The sequence below is a fragment of the Vibrio sp. Vb2960 genome (assembly GCF_033337665.1).
Classification (GTDB): domain Bacteria; phylum Pseudomonadota; class Gammaproteobacteria; order Enterobacterales; family Vibrionaceae; genus Vibrio; species Vibrio alginolyticus.
The window spans coordinates 17,579-36,129 of sequence record NZ_JAWORD010000005.1; the positions used below are offsets into that span (position 1 = coordinate 17,579).

The following is an 18,551-nucleotide window of genomic DNA, read 5'->3' on the forward strand; positions in this document are numbered from 1 at the left end:
AAATTATATTTTAAGCATAAATTTGTTTTTTTATTCGTGTTGTTAGAAAATTTTCGGGGTTGATATCGGTGGTTTTGCATTGTTATGCAATTCACTTGGTGTGATTGATTTGTCAGTTATATTTATTGTTTTAGATAAGTCGATCACAACGAATATAAACTAGTTTTAAATCAAAAGAATAAATTGAAAAAAATCGTTATGTTCACCCATGCTTAACAACAACACGGAGCAATTCAGGAGTGTATGGAGTGGTCGAATCTTTTCGTTTCCATTGGATGGGCGGTACTGCAAGCATGCTTTAGCATTTTCTCTTTTCTATGTCTGACGGGATTTGTAAAACATAATCCTATAAAACCGAAGTATGCTTGGTTGCAGTACATCTATGGGCCGTTACTTTTTTTGACTTGGGGAGTCATGTTAGTGACACCGATGATGTCGGCCTACATATTTTTTAGCGTAGCTGGTAAATCAGTAGTCTGGTTGCCCGCGCTCAAGATGTTCGGTTATTGGTGGGTTGCGTTTGGAGTATTTTGCTTCTTGTCATCAGTCGATGAGCGATTGCGAAGTCGCGGTTTGAATTAAGACAAGTTATACCCTGAAATCAGTTTACAAACTGAGAGAGGTGATTATAAAGCGCTCATACAAGCGATATAGCGATTGTTTGAGAATTAATAGCTTAAACGTTGTGTTTGTTTTCATAGACCGATATTCTCATTGGATTAATGAAAGCCTGTATTCAGGTTAGAAACAACAATGATGACAAGGAGTTAGTCATGTCGAAACAACGTTACATTGAGATTAATGACAATGTAAAATCCACTTGGTCCATCGAGCGTATTTGGCAACTTGCAGAATCCTTACCTGTAGAAGAAATTTCGATTGATGATATCAAAGGCCCAAATGAAGTGACTTGGTTTAGTCATGAAGGGCCACAGCCAACCTGCCGCGAAATTGCAAAACATTGCCAACGAATCAACAATGCTGATTTGTCGTATCCGGTAATCTTAACCAGTGACTATCGTGTTTTTGACGGTATGCACCGAATCGCCAAGCAAATCATGTTAGGAGAGGAAACGATCAAAGTGAGACGCTTTAGAGAAAACCCAGAAGCTGACGAAGTTATCGAGTTGTCAGTAGAGCAGGCGTAATACACTGAATTGCACACAAAGAAAAAGCCCGAAGGAATTACCTTCGGGCTTTTTGATTCTACTTAACGAGAAACGATTAATCGTCGTTCATAATACCTAGAATGCTTAGTAGGCTGATGAAGATGTTGTAGATTGATACATACAAAGTTACTGTCGCAGAGATATAGTTTGTTTCACCGCCACGAATAATGCTTTGTGTTGTCATCAGGATCGCCATAGTAGAGAAAATGATAAACAAGCTGCTCAACGCCAAGTGTAACAGGGTTGATTGAATAAAGAAGCTTGCAATCATGCCCACAACCAGCACAACAAATAGTGATAGCATTAAGCCACCCATCATCGATAGGTCACGTTTCGTTGTTAGTGCGTATGCCGATGCTGCCATGAAAGATAGTGCCGTACCACCGAGTGCGGTTAATACGATATCGCCCATGCCTGCACCGATGTACATGTTTAGAATAGGGCCAACGGTGTAACCTAAGAAGCCAGTAAATAGGAACGTAAACACAAGGCCAAGACTGTTGTTACGGTTTTTTTCTGTTAAGAATAATAGGCCGTAGAAACCAACCAGCATTAGGATGATACCTGGATGTGGAAGGTTAAATGCCATTGCAACGCCAGCAACGACTGCCGACCATAAAAGTGTCATTGAAAGTAGAGCGTAAGTATTACGCAATACTTTGTTCGTTTGTAGAGCACTTTCTTGAGTTGAAGTGCGGGTAAACATTGGACTGTTCATAATCTTCCTCGATAAGAGACTTTCTTTTAAGTACATTTATGGGATTGAAAGTTCAAAAAATCAAGCCCTAACCATACGTAACTTAGATAAAATAATAATAGAAATAAGATGTTATGTATTTGGCAACTTGTAACACAATATTACTGCTTAGCATAGCTATGTTGATTCTTACACAGATTTTTGAATTTAGTAACAAAAAGCACTGGCTTCATAGAAACCAGTGCTTTTTTATGTCGATTCGGCTAAATCTTAGTGGTGTAAGATTTGCGCTAGGAAGTTTTGGGTCCTATCCGATTGAGGATTCTCAAAGAAGTCGACCGGGTTGTTTTCTTCGATGATCTCTCCTGCGTCCATGAATATCACGCGATCGGCAACTTCTTTAGCAAAGCCCATTTCATGTGTCACACATAGCATAGTCATGCCTTCCTCGGCGAGTTCGACCATTACATCCAGTACTTCGCGAACCATTTCCGGGTCGAGTGCAGATGTTGGCTCATCAAAAAGCATGACTTTAGGGTTCATACACAAAGAGCGAGCAATCGCCACACGTTGTTGCTGACCACCAGACAACTGACCGGGATACTTCTCCGCTTGGTCTGGAATTTTTACACGTTCCAGATATTTCATCGCAACTGCTTCTGCCTCATCTTTTGGCATCTTCTTCACCCAGATAGGCGCGAGCGTACAGTTTTCCAGTACGGTTAAATGAGGGAAGAGATTAAAGTGTTGAAAGCACATGCCCACTTCTCGGCGCACTGCTTCAATGTTCTTTAAGTCTTCAGTTAATTCCGTACCAGAGACGTAAATGCTGCCTGCTTGGTGCTCTTCAAGACGGTTAATACAGCGAATCATCGTTGATTTTCCCGACCCTGATGGACCACAGATAACGATTTTCTCGCCGCGCTTAACGTCGAGGTTAATATTTTTTAGTACGTGAAACTCACCATACCATTTATTCATGTCCTTCAATTGGATCATGTAGTCTTGTTGTTGCGTCATAATACGTCCTTGATCTTGATGAGTTATCGTTTGTGACCGGTATGAAGTTTGTTTTCAAGCCATATCGAATAGCGCGACATGCCAAAACAAAATACCCAAAACACTAACGCGACAAATACATAACTTTCTGTAGCAAAACCTAACCATTCAGGGTCGGTGTTTGCTGCTTGCCCTATACCGAGTACGTCAAACATACCAATGATGAGTACCAAACTGGTGTCTTTAAACAAACCGATGAAGGTGTTCACGATAGAAGGAATAGTAATCTTTAGCGCCTGTGGCAAGATAATAAGCCCAGTCTTTTTCCAGTAACTTAACCCAAGCGCATCAGCGGCTTCATATTGACCTTTCGGAATGGCTTGTAGACCACCGCGTACCACTTCTGCCATGTAAGCGGAGGCAAACATAACCACACCTATAAGGGCGCGAATCAGTTTATCTGTCTCTGAACCTTCAGACATAAACAATGGAAGCATAACCGAAGCCATGAACAAAACCGTAATCAGCGGAACGCCACGCCAAACTTCAATGTAGACGGTACAAATGCTGCGAATGATCGGCATCTCTGAACGTCTACCAAGCGCAAGCACCACACCAATTGGCAATGAAACTACGATACCAACTAGCGCAATAATGAGTGTAACGAGTAGTCCACCCCACTTGTGTGTATCGACCACTTCTAGTCCAAAGACACCACCGTATAACAGCCCAGCGATGATGAATGGGTAGATGTTTACGAAGAAAAGCCAAATCCACATCCGTTTCGGTGTCTTCTCATACGCGAGTAAAACAGTAAATATGGCCAATGTGATATAGAAAAGGCGAGGGCGCCATAGTTCGGACTCTGGATAAAAACCATACATGAACTGCTCCCAGCGCACGCTGATAAATACCCAGCAAGCACCATCTCGGCTACAGTCGTCACGCGTTGAGCCAATCCAGTCTGCGTTAATAAACGCCCAATCCACGATATACCATATTGCAGTTACGACAATATACGCAAGAATGACAGTAACAATGGAATTGATAGGGCCATTAAATAGATTTTTCCGCATCCAACCAACGAAGCCTACAGTATTGGCGGGTGGTGGGAGATCCGGTTGAAATTGATGAGTACTCATATTATCTCTCCACCAGCGCGACTTTACGGTTATACAAGTTCATTAATGCAGACGTAATCAGACTTAATGTCAAGTACACGCCCATCGTCATCGCAATGATCTCAATCGCTTGTCCCGTTTGGTTCAGGGTAGTACCAGCAAACACAGAGACAAGATCTGGGTAACCAATCGCCATCGCTAACGATGAGTTTTTGGTGAGGTTGAGATATTGACTGGTTAAAGGTGGAATAATAATTCGTAACGCTTGAGGAATGACAACAAGCTTTAAAGTTTTCGAGCGTGGTAAGCCTAGCGACATCGCTGCTTCGGTTTGACCATGGCTAACCGCATTAATACCAGAGCGCACAATCTCAGCAATGAAAGAAGCTGTATAAACACTCAATGCCAAAAGTAGCGCAGCCAATTCAGGAATAATGCTAATACCACCTCGGAAGTTAAACCCTTTTAGTTCAGGATAATTCAGTGAAATTGGCATACCAGCAAGGAAGTACACAACCAATGGAAGGCCAACAACTAAACCCAAAACTATTCTTCCCATTGGGGTTTGTTGCCCAGTGAGACGTTGCTTATTATTCGCCCATACATTAATTAATAAGCTTGCGATTACCCCGAAGATTAACGCGGCAATAACGTAGCTACTGCCAGGTTCCATAGTCGGTGCAGGGAAATATAAGCCACGAACGTTCAGGAAAATAGCTTCACCAAGACTTAAGCTTTGGCGTGGTGAGGGTAATGCTTGAAGAACAGCGAAATACCAGAAGAATATTTGCAGAAGAAGGGGGATATTTCGGAAAGTTTCGATATAAACTGCCGCTAAACGACTAACTAACCAGTTAGAAGAAAGGCGGGCAACCCCCATGGTAAAGCCAATCACAGTAGCCAGAATAATACCTAATACGGAGACTAACGCCGTATTAAGAAGGCCGATGATAAATGTTCTGCCGTAAGAGTACGTTTCATCGTATTCAATTAATGTTAACCCAATACCAAACCCGGCTTCTTGATTCAGAAAACCGAAGCCCGTTGCAATACCACGAGCATCTAAGTTATTGAGAGCGTTGTTTACAATCGTGTAAAAGAAAAATACCAGTGCAGCAATGGCAATGATCTGGAAAATAGCAGAACGAAAGGCAGGATTATAAATCAGGCTCTTGCTTCCGCTTGGTTTGGACATCGTACTTGGCGATGCATCTTGTGTCGGTTTCATACAGCGATAACCTCAAACCTTAGTTATAGATATCGGCCTGTATAACGAAGTTTCGTCCTTGCTGGCTAAAGAATAACTCTCTCATGTCTAGTGGCTTACGAACCTTTAAAGCCGTTCCACCAAGCGAGCGCTTTTCGCCATCCAATGAGCGATCCTTACTCATACAGTGAGATATAATCAAGAAAAAGGGCGGCATGAACCGCCCTGATTAACTCTTTCTATCGGATTGGTGGCGCGTACATAAAGCCGCCTGCATTCCATAGCGCATTAACGCCACGAGAGATTTCTAACGGCGAACCAGTACCGACTGTACGTTCGAAGCTTTCACCATAGTTACCAACTTGTTTGATAACCTGGTAGCCCCAATCGTCGCGGATACCCAACCCTTTGCCTTTAGGGCCATCAACACCGAGGATACGCTTGATGTTTGGATCTGTTGACTTCAGCATTTCATCCGCATTCTTCGAACTAATACCGTATTCTTCAGCGTTAATCATCGCAGACAATGTCCACTTAGCGATGTTAAACCATTGATCATCGCCTTGACGAACGACTGGACCTAGTGGCTCTTTAGAGATGATTTCTGGAAGAACGGCCGCAGAGGACGGATCTTTCAAATTCAAACGCAGTGCATAAAGGCCAGATTGGTCAGTTGTTAATACGTCACAGCGTCCCGCATCAAAACCTTTCGAAGTTTGCGCCGCTGTGTCGAATACCACTGGTTTGTACGCCATGCCTTGGTTGCGGAAATAATCTGCAAGGTTTAGCTCGGTTGTTGTACCTGATTGAACACATACCGACGCACCATCAAGCTCTTTAGCACTTGAGATACCAAGTTCCTTCTTCACCATAAAACCTTGACCGTCGTAGTAGTTCACACCTACGAAGTTTAGGCCCAGTGCAGTGTCACGGTGGAGAGTCCAGGTCGTGTTACGGGAAAGCACATCAATCTCACCAGATTGAAGCGCAGTGAAACGTTCTTTTGCGGTTAGGGGTACATATTTAACTTTCGTTTTATCCCCAAGAACGGCTGCAGCCAGTGCTTGGCAATATTCTACGTCGATACCTTCCCATTCGCCTTTTGAGTTAGGGTTAGAGAAACCAGGTAGACCGGTACTTACGCCACAAGTAAGAAAGCCTTGTTTTGTGACTTTGTCCAGAGTAGTGTCTGCTGCTTGAGCTGATGTTGCCATCATCGCAGTAGAAGCCGCTACGACGGAAGCAAGAACTGTGAGTTTATTTGCCATTTGTATCCTTCCTGTATGATCCATGTTTAATCAGGAGTGACCTGAAATAACGTGTCCAATTCGTTAGAGTTATCGTCCTACGTGATTGATTTTCGAAGAAACGGCATTCGATAGATCAACCAGTTATAAGCGTAGGAAAGGATCTGTTAATTCTCAAATATATAATTTAAATGAAGTTTTGAGAGAACTTACAAAGTGCCTTGAGATTTAGAATGACGAAATGTTAATTGTTTGTAAATAGTGCAATTCATGGACAATTTGGTGCATCAGAACAATCAATAGAAGAGTGAACAATACAAAAGAATAAAAAGTTGTTATTAAAACTGTCATTAGCTGAGCAAGGTGAAGTTCAGTAAAAATTCAAACAAAAATTATTTGTGATACCGAAACAGGGTGATGAGCTTGCCCCATTTTTGGTAGCATGGTCTACAACAGCTAATTAGAGTAATCATGGATTGAAATGCGATATTTTCCTCTGTTCTTAGATTTAATTAATAAACCCGTTCTCGTCGTGGGTGGCGGTGAGGTGGCAAGCCGAAAGGTGGAAGCGTTGCTAAAGGCTGGGGCGGATGTGACTATCGTTTCTCCGACGTTGGTTGATTTTCTGTCTAAGCTTGCTTCTGAGCATCAACTGCGCTGGGTACAACGTTTCTATTCGAGTGACATTGTCACTAAAAGCTTTGTTCAAGTGTGGGCGACGACAGACAATCCTGAGCTAAATCACCAAGTGTACAAAGATGCCAAAGAGCTAGGCATCTTGGTTAACGTTGTGGATGATAAGCCTTACTGTGATTTCATCACGCCGTCAATGATTAATCGTGGCCGCATCCAAATCGCTATCTCTAGTGGTGGAGCTTCGCCAGTTTTAATTCGAAACATCCGTGAAAAGCTTGAATCGATACTGCCACAAAACATGGGGTTGATGGCGGATTTTGCTAACTCAAAGCGAAACTCAATTAAAGAGGCATTGCCTAGCGTCGATTTACGCCGTAAGTTTTGGGAGCAATTCTTCTCGAATCCCGAGGTTGAAAACGCACGAGATAATCGAGAGTTAGAAGCAATTTACCAAGCGACCATGGCAACACCTTTAGATGAAAAGGGAAGTTGTACTTGGGTTCATGTTGGGAAAGATGTTGAGATGTTGCCAATAAAAGCCGTACGCTATATGCAACAAGCGGAGCTGGCTCTGTACTCAACTCGATGTGAAGCGAATGTGTTAGAACTAATACGCAGAGATGCAGAAAGAGAAGCTTTCTCGAGCGCTGCTGAGCTTTCGGGTATGCTGGCCAAGGCTAAAGCTGAAAAGCTTCGAATTTGCGTGTTCATACCACAAGGAACGAGCGAATTCGTATTGCTGCAAGGGCAGGACTTGGTTATCTAGCAATGCCAAATGCTAAAAGTGGATACGTAGTTCGTTACACAAAAGCCAATAAAAAACGCCAGCGGATTATGCGCTGGCGTTTTTACTTACTTCTCAGATTGATTAATCACGGAAGTTGTTAAACTGGAATGGGATACCCATCTCTGCTTCACGAATCGCTGCCATTGTCGCTTGCAGGTCGTCGCGTTTCTTACCAGTAACACGTACTTTGTCGCCTTGAATAGAAGCTTGTACTTTTAACTTTGCGTCCTTGATAAGTTTCACTACTTTTTTCGCCGTTGGAGTATCAATACCTTGGCGGAAAAGCAGAGTTTGGTGCCAGTTTTTACCAGTAACGTCTGGGTCTTGTGCATCCATTGCGTTCGCGTCAATGTTACGCTTCGCTAAGTGGCCGCGTAAAATGTCGCGCATTTGCTTAAGTTGGAAGTCACCTTCCGCAGACATTTTTACGTTTTCTTCTACTAGCTCAAAGCTCGCATTTACGTTGCGGAAATCGAAACGAGTAGACAATTCACGGTTAGCATTATCAACGGCGTTACGTAGTTCAACCGTATCGATTTCAGAAACAATATCAAACGATGGCATGAAGATTCCTTGATTATTTTGTTATAGGGACTTTCGGGACTTAACAGCGCTTGCCAGCATATCTAGCATTGTAGCAGTGTCTTCCCAACCTAGGCATGGATCTGTAATAGACTGACCATACGTTAGGTTATTGATGTCAGTCATTGGCTGATTGCCTTCAAGAATAAAGCTTTCAGCCATGATACCCGCAATACGAGTGCTGCCTGACTTAATTTGGTTACATATGTCTTGAGCTACGTCGATTTGTTTTCTGTGTTGCTTCTGACAGTTTGCATGGCTGAAATCCACAACCAAACGTTGTGGCAATCCAAACTCAGCTAAAGCATCACATGCTTGTTTGACTGATGCTTCATCAAAGTTAGGGCCTTTTTCTCCACCGCGCAGAATAATATGACCGTAAGGGTTACCACTTGTGCGGTAAACCGTCATTCGACCGTTCTTATCTGGCGAGTAGAAGTAATGCGATGCTTTCGATGCGCGAATTGCATCAATTGCAATTTTTACGTTGCCATTTGTGCCATTTTTGAAACCAACTGGGCAAGATAGTGCCGACGCCATTTCACGGTGAATTTGTGATTCCGTTGTGCGAGCACCAATCGCGCCCCAAGTGATCAAATCCGCGATGTATTGACCAGTGATCATATCAAGAAACTCAGTAGCAGTCGCAAGACCAAGCTTGTTGATATCCAGTAGTAGTTTACGAGCTTTATGAAGACCAGCTTCAAGTGCGTAAGAACCATCTAGGTTAGGGTCCGTAATCAAACCTTTCCAACCAACTACTGTACGAGGCTTTTCAAAGTAAGTACGCATCACGATAAATAGCTCGTCTTTGTACTTGTCTTGGATTTCACTCAGGCGAGTGGCGTAATCAATGGCAGCTTCAGTGTCGTGAACAGAACACGGACCTACAATCGCAAGAAGGCGATTGTCTTCACCCGATAAAATGTTTTCAATCTGACGACGAGATTGAGCGATACGGTCTGCAACGTCATCCGTAATAGGATGTACACTACCTAGCTCTGCTGGGGTAGGCATTGGACCCAAAGGCTGGGTTCTCAATTCATCTGTTTTTATAGGCATGTTATAGCTTTATTCTCTATTGCGAAGGGGTAAAGATAACGGAATTACAGGCAGGAATAAACCGTTTCACGGGAATCTTCGCCAGGAAATACCGAATTGTATACAAAGGTGTAGGTATTCATTTAAATGACTTATGTATAAATGACAAAACTTGATCATTAAATCAATATATATACATTTGAATTTATAACCATTTTATCTATCTCGCTGTAAGGTAATCTAAGTAACTGCGATAAACTTCATACCTTATGGGTGACACCGTCACTTTGTGAGGGTTAAATAACTCGTGAGATCGAGCTTTTGTTAACATTTCTTTGACATCTATTTCTTTCGTTGATTAACTGGTCTGACTAGATTGGTAAGGAGACCAAAATGTTATCAGCTCTACGTCGTGCGAATTTGTATCTAAATCTGTTTGGCTTTTCGAAAGTGCCGCTGATTTGGCTTTGCCACCCTAAAATCATTGCGATAGATAGCAAGCATGTTGAGGTTCGTATCCCATTGCGCAGAAGAACGAAGAACCACCTGAATAGCATGTATTTCGGCGCTTTAGCCGTTGGCGCTGATGTTGCTGGTGGTTTTCTTGCTATGAGTAAAGCGCAAGAAAAGGGAGAAGCGATCTCGCTAGCATTTAAAGGTGTGAAAGCCGAGTTTTTAAAGCGCCCGGAAGCCGATGTGCACTTTGTTTGTAACGATGGTCATGTCATTGATGAGATGCTCAAGCACACCTTGGCAACGGGTGAACGAGTAAATCGTGACGTAAAAATTGTCGCGCTGTGTCCTAACTTACATGGTGACGAGCCAATGGCTGAATTCTCGCTTACTCTTTCGATAAAAAAAGCAGCCCAACAAAGAAAAGAGGCTGCCTAGTGGTTTGTGGCTCGTTTGTTTAAAGGCGTTGGCTTAATTGAGTTCAATCTTCTCGATAGAGACGATTTTGGAGCGATTTAAGACCACTTTCCAGCGGTAATAAACAGGCTCATCGGTGTGGTTGTCCTCTTTGACAATCACATTGAGCAAATGACGTTTCTCTACTGACTCTTTGGTTACTTGACCTTCATTTAAACGGTAAACTCGGTTTGAGCTTTTATCCATCAAGCGGATGATAGGGCGTAAACTGATGTTCAATGTTTCTCTCGTTTGTTCGTAACCACTCAAGAAAAGAGAGGTCGCCATTTCGGTTTTCTCGTGATAATGAAGAATCTGCTCTTCACGTTGAACGACGCGTTTTTTACGTATTCTTTGAATCTTATCCGGCAAGCTACTTAAGGTACGATAATCGAGCCACTCCAATTTTTTGCCAACCACTTTTTTCGTCGTTGGATCAACATACTTCTTACGCCATTTTGGCTTGCCTTTACGGATCCATCGCCACATAGCATCGCGTAAATCATCTTTAAAGATTTCTCGTAAAGCGTAAATAAAAGACATCGCGATAATGAATGAAGCAGAAATTTCCCCCAGATAATCGCGAGCGAGAATCACGGTAGAGGTCACGACAACCATCACCAAACCAGTTGCAATGCCTTTGATTGCACGCTTGATGTTGTTACCCATCGATATGGTTTCTTCACGAAGCACGATAGGGTGTTCAATCAATCGCCTTAGCAAGCGCATTTTGTTAGATAAGCGAGTAACGTCTTCAACGACTCTTGATGAGTTGTATTTGTTGAGTTTACGATGGGCTTGCTCTTTCTCACATAGCGTGATCAGGCGCTTCTTGATCGTGCCATAGTCGCCTTCACGTGGTAGGTGGGCCACCAGTGACAGGAACTTTTGCTCGGTATACCAAGACAGATAGTTATCGATGTTAACGTAGTAGCGTTTTAAGTTCTCTTCGTAAGGAATAGAACGCCGCAAGCGCTTTAAGATCTCAAGCGTGAGCTCGATAACTTCGTCCACTTCATCTTCCGTTACGGAGTTGTTCTCATGCTTGTTTAAACTTGCTACCGCTTTGTCTAGCGCGATAACGTATTGGTAAGCGAACAAACTCAAACTTACTCGGTATTGCTGATTCGACAGGCGTCCACGTTTGGCAAGTCGACTGTGTACTAGCGGAAGAAGGATTTCAGTACTGTAATAAGATCGTTGCTGTGTGATTGAGGTGTAATAAAATTCGGATTCACTGATGATATCGGCGTTTAAACCAAGCTCACCAGGTATAAAAAAGTAAATATCTAGGTCGACACTTTTGCTCTTTGCGAGTGCATGACTGATTTTTAATGTTATTGAGTCTTGTTTATCGACGGTGACCAAAGAAAGCTCCTGACTTTGCTAAAGCATTCTTAACTTATGCGTTCCGTTGAGCAGGTAAGTATAAGAGTGCTAAAAGAGTGACTGGGGCATATAGCTGAACGACAACAGCATAACAGAGCACTATGCTTTTCTCTCTGATTTTCTTGTTAGTTTAGGTATAATTCCACGTAAATTTAAAAAGAGACAAAATCAATGATTAAAATTGGTCAAATTAACAGCTTAGAAGTCATTAAAAAGGCTGATTTTGGCGTATTTCTGGATGGCGATGATTACGGTTCTGTTCTACTACCTAGTAAGTATGTACCAGAGGGTACTGAAATTGGTGAGCATGTAGACGTATTTCTGTACTTCGATTCAGAAAGCCAACTTGCTGCGACCATTGAAAGACCAATTGCCCAAGTGGGTGAATGGGGTTTAATGAAGATTGAGGGTGTGAACGCGACAGGTGCTTTTGTAAATTGGGGCATCAAAGAAAAGGACTTACTGATTCCTTTTAGTGAGCAACGCACTCGCTTCTCTGCCGGACAAACCATTTTAGTGTATGTTTATACCGACAAAGCGTCAGGTCGCATTGTTGGTACGACTAAGTTCAATAAATGGTTAGATAAAACTCCAGCGAATTATGAAGTTAACGAACAAGTTGATTTGATCATCGCAGAGCGTAGTCAACTTGGTTATAAAGCTATCGTTAACGGTAAGCATTGGGGCATGATTTTCCCATCGGATGTTTTTGGTAAGCTTTACATCGGTAAAAAGCTGAAAGGCTTTATTAAGCACATTCGTGAAGATGGCAAAATCGACCTTGCTCTACAAAAAGTCGGTGTGGCGAAAATGGACGATCTTTCTAGTAAGATCCTTGACCTGCTAGAGAAGAAAGGCGGATTTTTGCCTTTGAATGACAAGTCGTCTCCTGAAGCGATTTTTGATGCTTTCCGCACAAGTAAAGGGACTTATAAAAAGACCATCGGTGGCTTATACAAGCAGGGTAAAATTGTCATTGAGAAAGACGGTATTCGTCTAGCGTAGTCCAAACTCACGTATAGCGGATCTACAGCCAAAAAAACGGCCCAAACTTTTCCTTTTTTTGGGCCTAGGGGAAACGACTCCGCAGAGCCTGCGCTAAACTTGTCCAACAATAATTTTGTTGGTTAACATAGAGAGAAATGCCACATCAAAGCATTACTTTGATACAACTAGTTTAGTACAGCGTGTCCGGATCGCTAGCGAGCCCACTTGCTTTCATACTTACGAATTAAAAAGCCATCGCAAATACGATGGCTTTTCATTTATTTATGGTTCGTTACGTCTTTTAAAATAAGTTCTTATCTCGTACTAATTCGCGAGGGAGGCCATTCTTTATTCGGTTGCTTACCCACTTGCCAAGGCCAATAACTGCGCCTTGATAGGTGACAAGCACTTCGCCTTTACCTGTTTTCATTCCCTCAGGAATGGTTTGTGGGCGAACATCACGCCCCATGTACCATTCGCGCGCTTCTTCAATACTGAGTTCAATGGCGTTGCTTTCAGAACCTGTCGCCAGGGCAGTCGCGACTTGGTGTTGCCAACGGTAGCCATTTTTATGGGCTTCCGCGATCTTTATACCCATACGGGAGAAGCGTAATTCGCCGATCATCGCTTCTAAAGCATTAGGGAACAGCCAGACATCTTTATCGCGAAGCCATACAGAACTGTCATTTGGAAGTTTAATACCTAACGCGCTTTGGAGTTGTTGAGCAATTTCTGTCGATTCTTTTTTTGAAGTTTTAGCAAAGGGGAATTTCCCCATGCGCTTTTTGACTTCTGGCGCCTCAACAGCAGCCAGTTTGCGAATTCTTGCAACAAAGAACCCTTCACAGTCGTAGACCTGCGGGAAAATATGCAAAAAGCCTTCTTCAGTTAGAGCTGCCTCTGCGTTTTCAAACAAGTTCTCAAGGCTTTCAAACTCTACAGCATCCCCAAAGGTTTCTTTCAAGTGATGACAAACTTGTTGGTTTTCTTCTGTACTGAGCGTACATGTTGAGTAAACCATCACACCACCGGGCTTTAATGCATGGAAGGCGCTTTCAATAAGATCTTTCTGCGTGTCAGCGATGTCGAGTACGGAAGCTTGCGTCCAGTTTTTCATCGCATCTTCGTCTTTGCGAACGGTGCCTTCTCCAGAGCAAGGCGCGTCGAGCAAAACCGCATCAAATTGTTCTGGTAGCCAACCGCCAAAAACGCGCCCATCGAAGTTACTTAGTGCGGCGTTACGTACCCCACAACGTTCTACATTAGCGTGCAGTACTTTTACACGACTTGCGGCGTATTCATTGGCCACAAGTACACCTTTGTTGTTCATTAAAGCTGCAATTTGAGTGGTTTTTGAGCCGGGAGCGGCTGCGGTGTCTAACACGGTATCGTAAGATTCATCATTCATAAACAGAGCAGATACCGGCATCATAGAACTGGCTTCTTGAATGTAGAATAAGCCAGACATGTGTTCTGCTGTGTTGCCTAATGGTACAACTGACTCATCCGCTTCAATCCAAAAACCTGTGTCACACCAAGGCACGGGAGAAAGCTTCCAGCCTTTTGCTTCTGCTCGTTCTAGAAACGCTTCAACACTGATCTTCAACGTATTAACTCGAATACTTTTGCGCAGTGGCTTTTGGCACGACGCGATAAAGTCTTCCATGTTGAGGTGAGCAGGAAGGATAGTTTGGATTTTTTCCAGAAACGCGTCTGGGATGTAAACATTAGGATGCAATGTGGGATCTCGTTTGCAGAATTTGTGGCAAATAATATACGAAAGCGAAGCAGAAACGAATAGTGACAAGGGCCGAGCAATAAAAAAGAGCAGCGATTGCTACTCTTTTAAAGTGATCAAACTTCAATTGTACGTGAATTGAGCTTTATTCTACGGCTTAGGAATCGCTGTACGCCATTGAGTCCAACCTTCTTCAGCTTGTGGATACAAAAAGAAAGATTGCCCACTCTTTGCCGCTGGTGGAATAGTCGATTGCTCTGGCGTTGAAAACGCAATTCCTCCGCGAACTAAACTATCAAAGGTTCCCGCTTTGATGTTAGCGCCGGTAAGCCCGATGGAAACATCTACTCCTGAAACATTCCAGAACACACTGTTTTGACGAACGAGGTAAGCATATTCAGGCTGTATTTTGATAGTTGTGACGATGCGATCAGCAAATTCTCCTAGGCTTACGTCGGTCACTTGGCCAACTTCCATCTGGCGGTAAAGAATAGGGGTACCGACTTGTACTGAGCCTCTTTGTTCACTTTGTAACGTAAACATGATTCCATGCACGCGTTCTGAACTATTTTCTAACTGAAAATCAAATTTGGCTTTACCTTTACCTGGTTCAACACTGATGGATTTCGACACCAACGCTCCGAGGTTTTTAACGCCACCTAAACCAATTTCTGGTTCAGTTAGCCAAAAATGTGAACCTTCAACCGCAATGTTTTCTACGTATTCAGGTAGGACCCTTGCAGTGACTTCAACCATGTTACGACGAAAATTCGGTACAACCAGAGTGATTTCACCAACTTTAACACCTTGATATTCAATCGGCATTCCTTTAGCAATCTCTTGCGAACCGTCGGTTTCTAAAGTAATGACGCGCCCAAACTTGCGAGCGGTTTTTTGATCAGAATACAGCTTCCAGTTTTCTCCGATTTTGTTTTCAACGCCTGGCACGGAGTCAAAAGCGATGCCACCTTCGATTAACGACTTCAAAGGGTGTGCTTTCACACTGACGCCAGCTAATGATGCATCTATCTCAATCCCTGAACGATTCCAAAAAACGGTTTTTGGCGTTACAAGATAAGCGAAGCGGTTTTCGATAGTAGCCTTAATTAGTACTCCGCCATCAACTAGTTGGAAATCGGAGACGTTACCAACTGGAAGATTACGATAGAGTAGAGGACTGCCTTTGGAAATCGGCGGCAATTCAGAAGCAAATAGTGTTAGCGCCCTAGAGCCACTTTGATTGTACTGCGCCAATTCAGCCAATGATTCATTTTGGAACAGTTGATACTCTTTTTGAATATCTTGCTTGCCTTCGCTCACAAAACTAATTGACCCCGTTAACAACTGCTTTGCTGGAGGAACGGTAACGCTGAGCCCCGATTCAGTTAACTCTGCTGATGCACTGCCGGTTACATAAAAACGATTGTTTGATTTGATCAGATGTTTATATTCATGGTCAATCAATACATCCATAAATACTTCGTGTTGTGATTTTTTATCTTCCTTAACTAGGCCCACTTTGATGATTGAACCAACAACGATGCCTTTATAAAGTACATTGGCACCGCTATCTAGGCCAAACGAATTGTCGGATACCAAACGAATCGCGATGGACTTTTCTTGCTGTTGGTTAAACACGTTTTTACGAATGGCAGTAAAGCGGCGAGAGCGTTCACCCGCGCCCGGCACGATCGTTAAGAAGTTTCCTCGCACTAAATTAGCAATGTTTTCAACACCAGAAAGGGACACCTTTGCTTCTTCTAAGACAAATCGAGTACCTGTCGTCAGCATGTCACTAAAAGCGGGTTGAATTGCCGCTGACGCCAATATCACTTCTCGGCCTTCGGAAAGGCTCAAGTCCGTAACTTGGCCAATTTCGATTCCGCGATACATAATTGGAGCGCCTTCTCCGCTGATCTTGCTGTCATCAGGTAGGACGATTTTAACCGCGATGCCTCGACCAGCAGTTTTCAAATCTTTATACAAACGGAACTCGGTGTTCTCTTCTACAGGTTCACCATCATCCGGAGAGTCGACGGCGATGGCGCCACCTAGTAAGGCACTCATGCTTTCTAGTCTTACATCGACACCTTCAAAACCGATGCTGGCACCAATTCCACTGACGTTCCAGAATCGACTGCGGTTGTTAATGATATGTCGGTATTGATCCTGAATGTTGGCTTGAATAGTGATAGATTTTGCATCTTCATCTAGCTGGTAACTGTACACTTCACCGATTGGGATTTTCTTATAAACAATTTGAGAGCCAACCGATACACCACCTAAATCACGGCTTTTGAGCTTAATATTCAAACCTTGAGAAACGCGTAAATCTGTTGGGGCAGAGTCTAACGCATGGAATGTTGTCTCAAACTCTTGACCATCTCCGGGTTGAATCGAGATGTAGTTACCTGAGACGAGCGCATCCAGTCCGGAAACTCCTGTTAGGCTAGCTGTTGGTTTTACTAACCAAAAGCGTGTTTTATCGTTCAGTAACTTTGCAGCTTCAGGATAGATATCAGCATCGACATAAATACTGCCGAGATCTTCGGTGAGGTTAATGTCTCTTACCATGCCGACTTCTAATCCTTGGTAACGGATAGTGGTTCGGCCGGCGACCAGACCAGCGGCATCAGAAAAATAGATTTGCACTCGTTGTCCTGCATCGTGTATCGACTTCACCACAAGCCAGCCAGCTAAGACCATGGTCAAAATTGGCAACAGCCAAAGAGGAGATATGCCTTTACTCCGCTTTACATCTGGTACGTATGACGTTTGAGAACTGTTCTGATCACTCATTCATTGACTCTTTTTCTGATTGTTTTGGGCTTGTTTGGTCCCAGATTAGCCTTGGATCAATACTTTCTGCTGCAAGCATGGTCAATACAACGACAACACCAAATGCTACCGCGCCATATCCTGGTGTGAAATCCAGTATCTGACCACGATCGACTAACGTCATCATGATAGAAATAACAAACAAATCCATCACAGACCATTTACCGATCCATTTAACAACAAAGTAAACCATCATTCGTTGTCTCTTAAACACCGAACGTTTGAATTGGATGCAAAGCATGATGTAGGCGAGCCCAAGTATTTTAATAACCGGGACAACGATACTGGCAACAAAAATGATCGCAGCGATTCCATACATGCCGCTTTTTACCAAACCAGCCACGCCTGAAAAAATAGTGTCCTCCAAACGCTTACCATTGGTAAGCAAGATGGAAATAGGGATCAGGTTAGCAGGGAAGATGGCGACCGTTGCTGCGATGAGGTAAGCCCATGTTTTCTGAATGGAGTTTGGCTTGCGATGATATAACTCGTGATGACAACGCTGGCAATGGTCACCTTCAGGTTGGGACAAGTGGCATTCATGGCAATGCACATCTTTATGCTCAAAAGCATATAAACTTTCTGGTTTCCAAGCTTCCCAATAACGACGCACGCTGATTCTTGAAACTAACAAAACGGTAAATATCTGCAAAAGAACCAGACCAATTAACCCTGGACCGACGAAAATGTCGGAATAATCTTGGAGTTTAAAACAGGAAATGGCGATGCTAACTAAGAACACATCTAACATAACCCAATGCTTCAAATGTTGAATTAGCCACAGTGAGATACGAAGCCCACGGAACCATCGTTGATGTAAAGAAATATGCGCCGTTACCACTGAAACACAAACCGTCAGTGGCGCAAGAGAGCTACAAAATAGAATGAGCAATGAAAGAAGAACAAATCCTTCTTCCATCAATGTGATCATCCCTGAAGGTAGGGTTGCCGGAATCATCACACCAAAGAGTCGGATGCTAATAAAGTTAAAAAAGTGCGATGGAATAAATAGTAGGATACAGGTTATCGCGACGGCTAGATTACCAGAGAGGCTAGGGCTACCTCCGCGATATAATTGTGTACCACAACGAGGGCAGTGTGCATTTTTGCCATGGGGTAAGTCGACGATGTCGACAGGCAATTCACAACCTTGGCACAAACGTACGTTATTGGGTTGCATGGCGTGCTTAGACAGAGAGGTCAT

16 protein-coding genes are annotated in these 18,551 nt (G+C 43.2%); 4 read left to right on the forward strand and 12 right to left on the reverse strand.

Annotated elements, in window-relative coordinates:
* Nucleotides 1-773: 773 nt before the first annotated feature.
* Nucleotides 774-1,148: a chromosome partitioning protein ParB gene (locus tag R7O03_RS05615; protein ID WP_005377398.1), complete on the forward strand. Its 375-nt coding sequence runs from the start codon at nucleotides 774-776 to the stop codon at nucleotides 1,146-1,148.
* A gap of 76 nt (nucleotides 1,149-1,224) precedes the next feature.
* Here R7O03_RS05615 and R7O03_RS05620 read toward each other — a convergent pair whose 3' ends face one another.
* The 6 genes from R7O03_RS05620 to R7O03_RS05645 form a co-directional block, all read right to left on the reverse strand.
* Nucleotides 1,225-1,887: a Bax inhibitor-1/YccA family protein gene (locus tag R7O03_RS05620; protein WP_025766607.1), complete on the reverse strand. Its 663-nt coding sequence runs from the start codon at nucleotides 1,885-1,887 to the stop codon at nucleotides 1,225-1,227.
* A gap of 249 nt (nucleotides 1,888-2,136) precedes the next feature.
* On the reverse strand, nucleotides 2,137-2,886 hold the full coding sequence (locus R7O03_RS05625; protein WP_005377400.1) for an amino acid ABC transporter ATP-binding protein: 750 nt from the start codon (nucleotides 2,884-2,886) through the stop codon (nucleotides 2,137-2,139).
* 23 nt (nucleotides 2,887-2,909) lie between these two features.
* Nucleotides 2,910-4,007, reverse strand: a complete 1,098-nt coding sequence (locus R7O03_RS05630; RefSeq protein WP_005389988.1) for an amino acid ABC transporter permease — start codon at nucleotides 4,005-4,007, stop codon at nucleotides 2,910-2,912.
* A gap of 1 nt (nucleotide 4,008) precedes the next feature.
* Nucleotides 4,009-5,214 (reverse strand): amino acid ABC transporter permease, encoded by a 1,206-nt coding sequence (locus tag R7O03_RS05635; protein ID WP_005377402.1) that lies wholly within the window; start codon nucleotides 5,212-5,214, stop codon nucleotides 4,009-4,011.
* 19 nt (nucleotides 5,215-5,233) lie between these two features.
* Nucleotides 5,234-5,377 carry a hypothetical protein gene (locus R7O03_RS05640; RefSeq protein ID WP_155486689.1) on the reverse strand — a complete coding sequence of 48 codons (144 nt, stop codon included), beginning with the start codon at nucleotides 5,375-5,377 and terminating at the stop codon, nucleotides 5,234-5,236.
* Between the two features lie 55 nt (nucleotides 5,378-5,432).
* Entirely contained in the window at nucleotides 5,433-6,461 is a 1,029-nt protein-coding gene (locus R7O03_RS05645) for an amino acid ABC transporter substrate-binding protein (RefSeq protein WP_005377403.1), read from the reverse strand.
* 460 nt (nucleotides 6,462-6,921) lie between these two features.
* On the opposite strand from R7O03_RS05645, the gene R7O03_RS05650 reads away from it, so the two are divergent.
* Nucleotides 6,922-7,842 carry a bifunctional precorrin-2 dehydrogenase/sirohydrochlorin ferrochelatase gene (locus R7O03_RS05650; protein WP_151514808.1) on the forward strand — a complete coding sequence of 307 codons (921 nt, stop codon included), beginning with the start codon at nucleotides 6,922-6,924 and terminating at the stop codon, nucleotides 7,840-7,842.
* Between the two features lie 102 nt (nucleotides 7,843-7,944).
* Here the strand turns inward: R7O03_RS05650 and R7O03_RS05655 are convergent, their stop codons facing one another.
* Both R7O03_RS05655 and R7O03_RS05660 read right to left on the reverse strand, forming a co-directional pair.
* The gene (locus R7O03_RS05655) at nucleotides 7,945-8,427 is read right to left on the reverse strand and encodes a YajQ family cyclic di-GMP-binding protein (RefSeq protein WP_005377415.1); all 483 of its coding nucleotides are present in this window, start codon (nucleotides 8,425-8,427) and stop codon (nucleotides 7,945-7,947) included.
* A gap of 21 nt (nucleotides 8,428-8,448) precedes the next feature.
* On the reverse strand, nucleotides 8,449-9,507 hold the full coding sequence (locus R7O03_RS05660; RefSeq protein ID WP_005377417.1) for a 3-deoxy-7-phosphoheptulonate synthase: 1,059 nt from the start codon (nucleotides 9,505-9,507) through the stop codon (nucleotides 8,449-8,451).
* Between the two features lie 372 nt (nucleotides 9,508-9,879).
* Between R7O03_RS05660 and R7O03_RS05665 the strand changes: the two genes are divergently transcribed.
* Nucleotides 9,880-10,377 (forward strand): DUF4442 domain-containing protein, encoded by a 498-nt coding sequence (locus R7O03_RS05665; RefSeq protein ID WP_318131571.1) that lies wholly within the window; start codon nucleotides 9,880-9,882, stop codon nucleotides 10,375-10,377.
* A gap of 33 nt (nucleotides 10,378-10,410) precedes the next feature.
* Here the strand turns inward: R7O03_RS05665 and R7O03_RS05670 are convergent, their stop codons facing one another.
* On the reverse strand, nucleotides 10,411-11,763 hold the full coding sequence (locus R7O03_RS05670) for a hypothetical protein (RefSeq protein WP_005377421.1): 1,353 nt from the start codon (nucleotides 11,761-11,763) through the stop codon (nucleotides 10,411-10,413).
* A gap of 192 nt (nucleotides 11,764-11,955) precedes the next feature.
* Between R7O03_RS05670 and R7O03_RS05675 the strand changes: the two genes are divergently transcribed.
* A complete protein-coding gene (locus tag R7O03_RS05675) occupies nucleotides 11,956-12,789 on the forward strand; it encodes a S1 RNA-binding domain-containing protein (protein ID WP_017633794.1) in 834 nt (277 codons plus the stop codon).
* A 283-nt stretch (nucleotides 12,790-13,072) separates the two neighbouring features.
* Here R7O03_RS05675 and rsmF read toward each other — a convergent pair whose 3' ends face one another.
* From rsmF to R7O03_RS05690, 3 genes are all read right to left on the reverse strand, one after another.
* Nucleotides 13,073-14,509, reverse strand: coding sequence for a 16S rRNA (cytosine(1407)-C(5))-methyltransferase RsmF (gene rsmF, locus R7O03_RS05680; protein ID WP_151514807.1), 1,437 nt, complete (start codon nucleotides 14,507-14,509; stop codon nucleotides 13,073-13,075).
* Nucleotides 14,510-14,659: 150 nt separating this feature from the next.
* Nucleotides 14,660-17,308: a PqiB family protein gene (locus tag R7O03_RS05685; protein WP_151514806.1), complete on the reverse strand. Its 2,649-nt coding sequence runs from the start codon at nucleotides 17,306-17,308 to the stop codon at nucleotides 14,660-14,662.
* Complete coding sequence (locus R7O03_RS05690) at nucleotides 17,301-18,551, reverse strand: paraquat-inducible protein A (protein WP_005377429.1); 1,251 nt, start codon at nucleotides 18,549-18,551, stop codon at nucleotides 17,301-17,303. The genes R7O03_RS05685 and R7O03_RS05690 overlap by 8 nt, the downstream gene beginning before the upstream one ends.

Bases quoted from the DNA above. Each gene is read 5' to 3' on its own strand.
- R7O03_RS05635 (WP_005377402.1), bottom strand. From the start codon at position 5,214: ATGAAACCGACACAAGATGCATCGCCAAGTACGATGTCCAAACCAAGC.
- R7O03_RS05625 (WP_005377400.1), bottom strand. From the start codon at position 2,886: ATGACGCAACAACAAGACTACATGATCCAATTGAAGGACATGAATAAA.
- R7O03_RS05665 (WP_318131571.1), top strand. From the start codon at position 9,880: ATGTTATCAGCTCTACGTCGTGCGAATTTGTATCTAAATCTGTTTGGC.
- R7O03_RS05690 (WP_005377429.1), bottom strand. From the start codon at position 18,551: ATGACCTCTCTGTCTAAGCACGCCATGCAACCCAATAACGTACGTTTG.
- R7O03_RS05650 (WP_151514808.1), top strand. From the start codon at position 6,922: ATGCGATATTTTCCTCTGTTCTTAGATTTAATTAATAAACCCGTTCTC.
- R7O03_RS05685 (WP_151514806.1), bottom strand. From the start codon at position 17,308: ATGAGTGATCAGAACAGTTCTCAAACGTCATACGTACCAGATGTAAAG.
- R7O03_RS05675 (WP_017633794.1), top strand. From the start codon at position 11,956: ATGATTAAAATTGGTCAAATTAACAGCTTAGAAGTCATTAAAAAGGCT.
- R7O03_RS05655 (WP_005377415.1), bottom strand. From the start codon at position 8,427: ATGCCATCGTTTGATATTGTTTCTGAAATCGATACGGTTGAACTACGT.
- R7O03_RS05620 (WP_025766607.1), bottom strand. From the start codon at position 1,887: ATGAACAGTCCAATGTTTACCCGCACTTCAACTCAAGAAAGTGCTCTA.
- R7O03_RS05645 (WP_005377403.1), bottom strand. From the start codon at position 6,461: ATGGCAAATAAACTCACAGTTCTTGCTTCCGTCGTAGCGGCTTCTACT.
- R7O03_RS05615 (WP_005377398.1), top strand. From the start codon at position 774: ATGTCGAAACAACGTTACATTGAGATTAATGACAATGTAAAATCCACT.
- R7O03_RS05630 (WP_005389988.1), bottom strand. From the start codon at position 4,007: ATGAGTACTCATCAATTTCAACCGGATCTCCCACCACCCGCCAATACT.
- R7O03_RS05640 (WP_155486689.1), bottom strand. From the start codon at position 5,377: ATGAGTAAGGATCGCTCATTGGATGGCGAAAAGCGCTCGCTTGGTGGA.
- R7O03_RS05660 (WP_005377417.1), bottom strand. From the start codon at position 9,507: ATGCCTATAAAAACAGATGAATTGAGAACCCAGCCTTTGGGTCCAATG.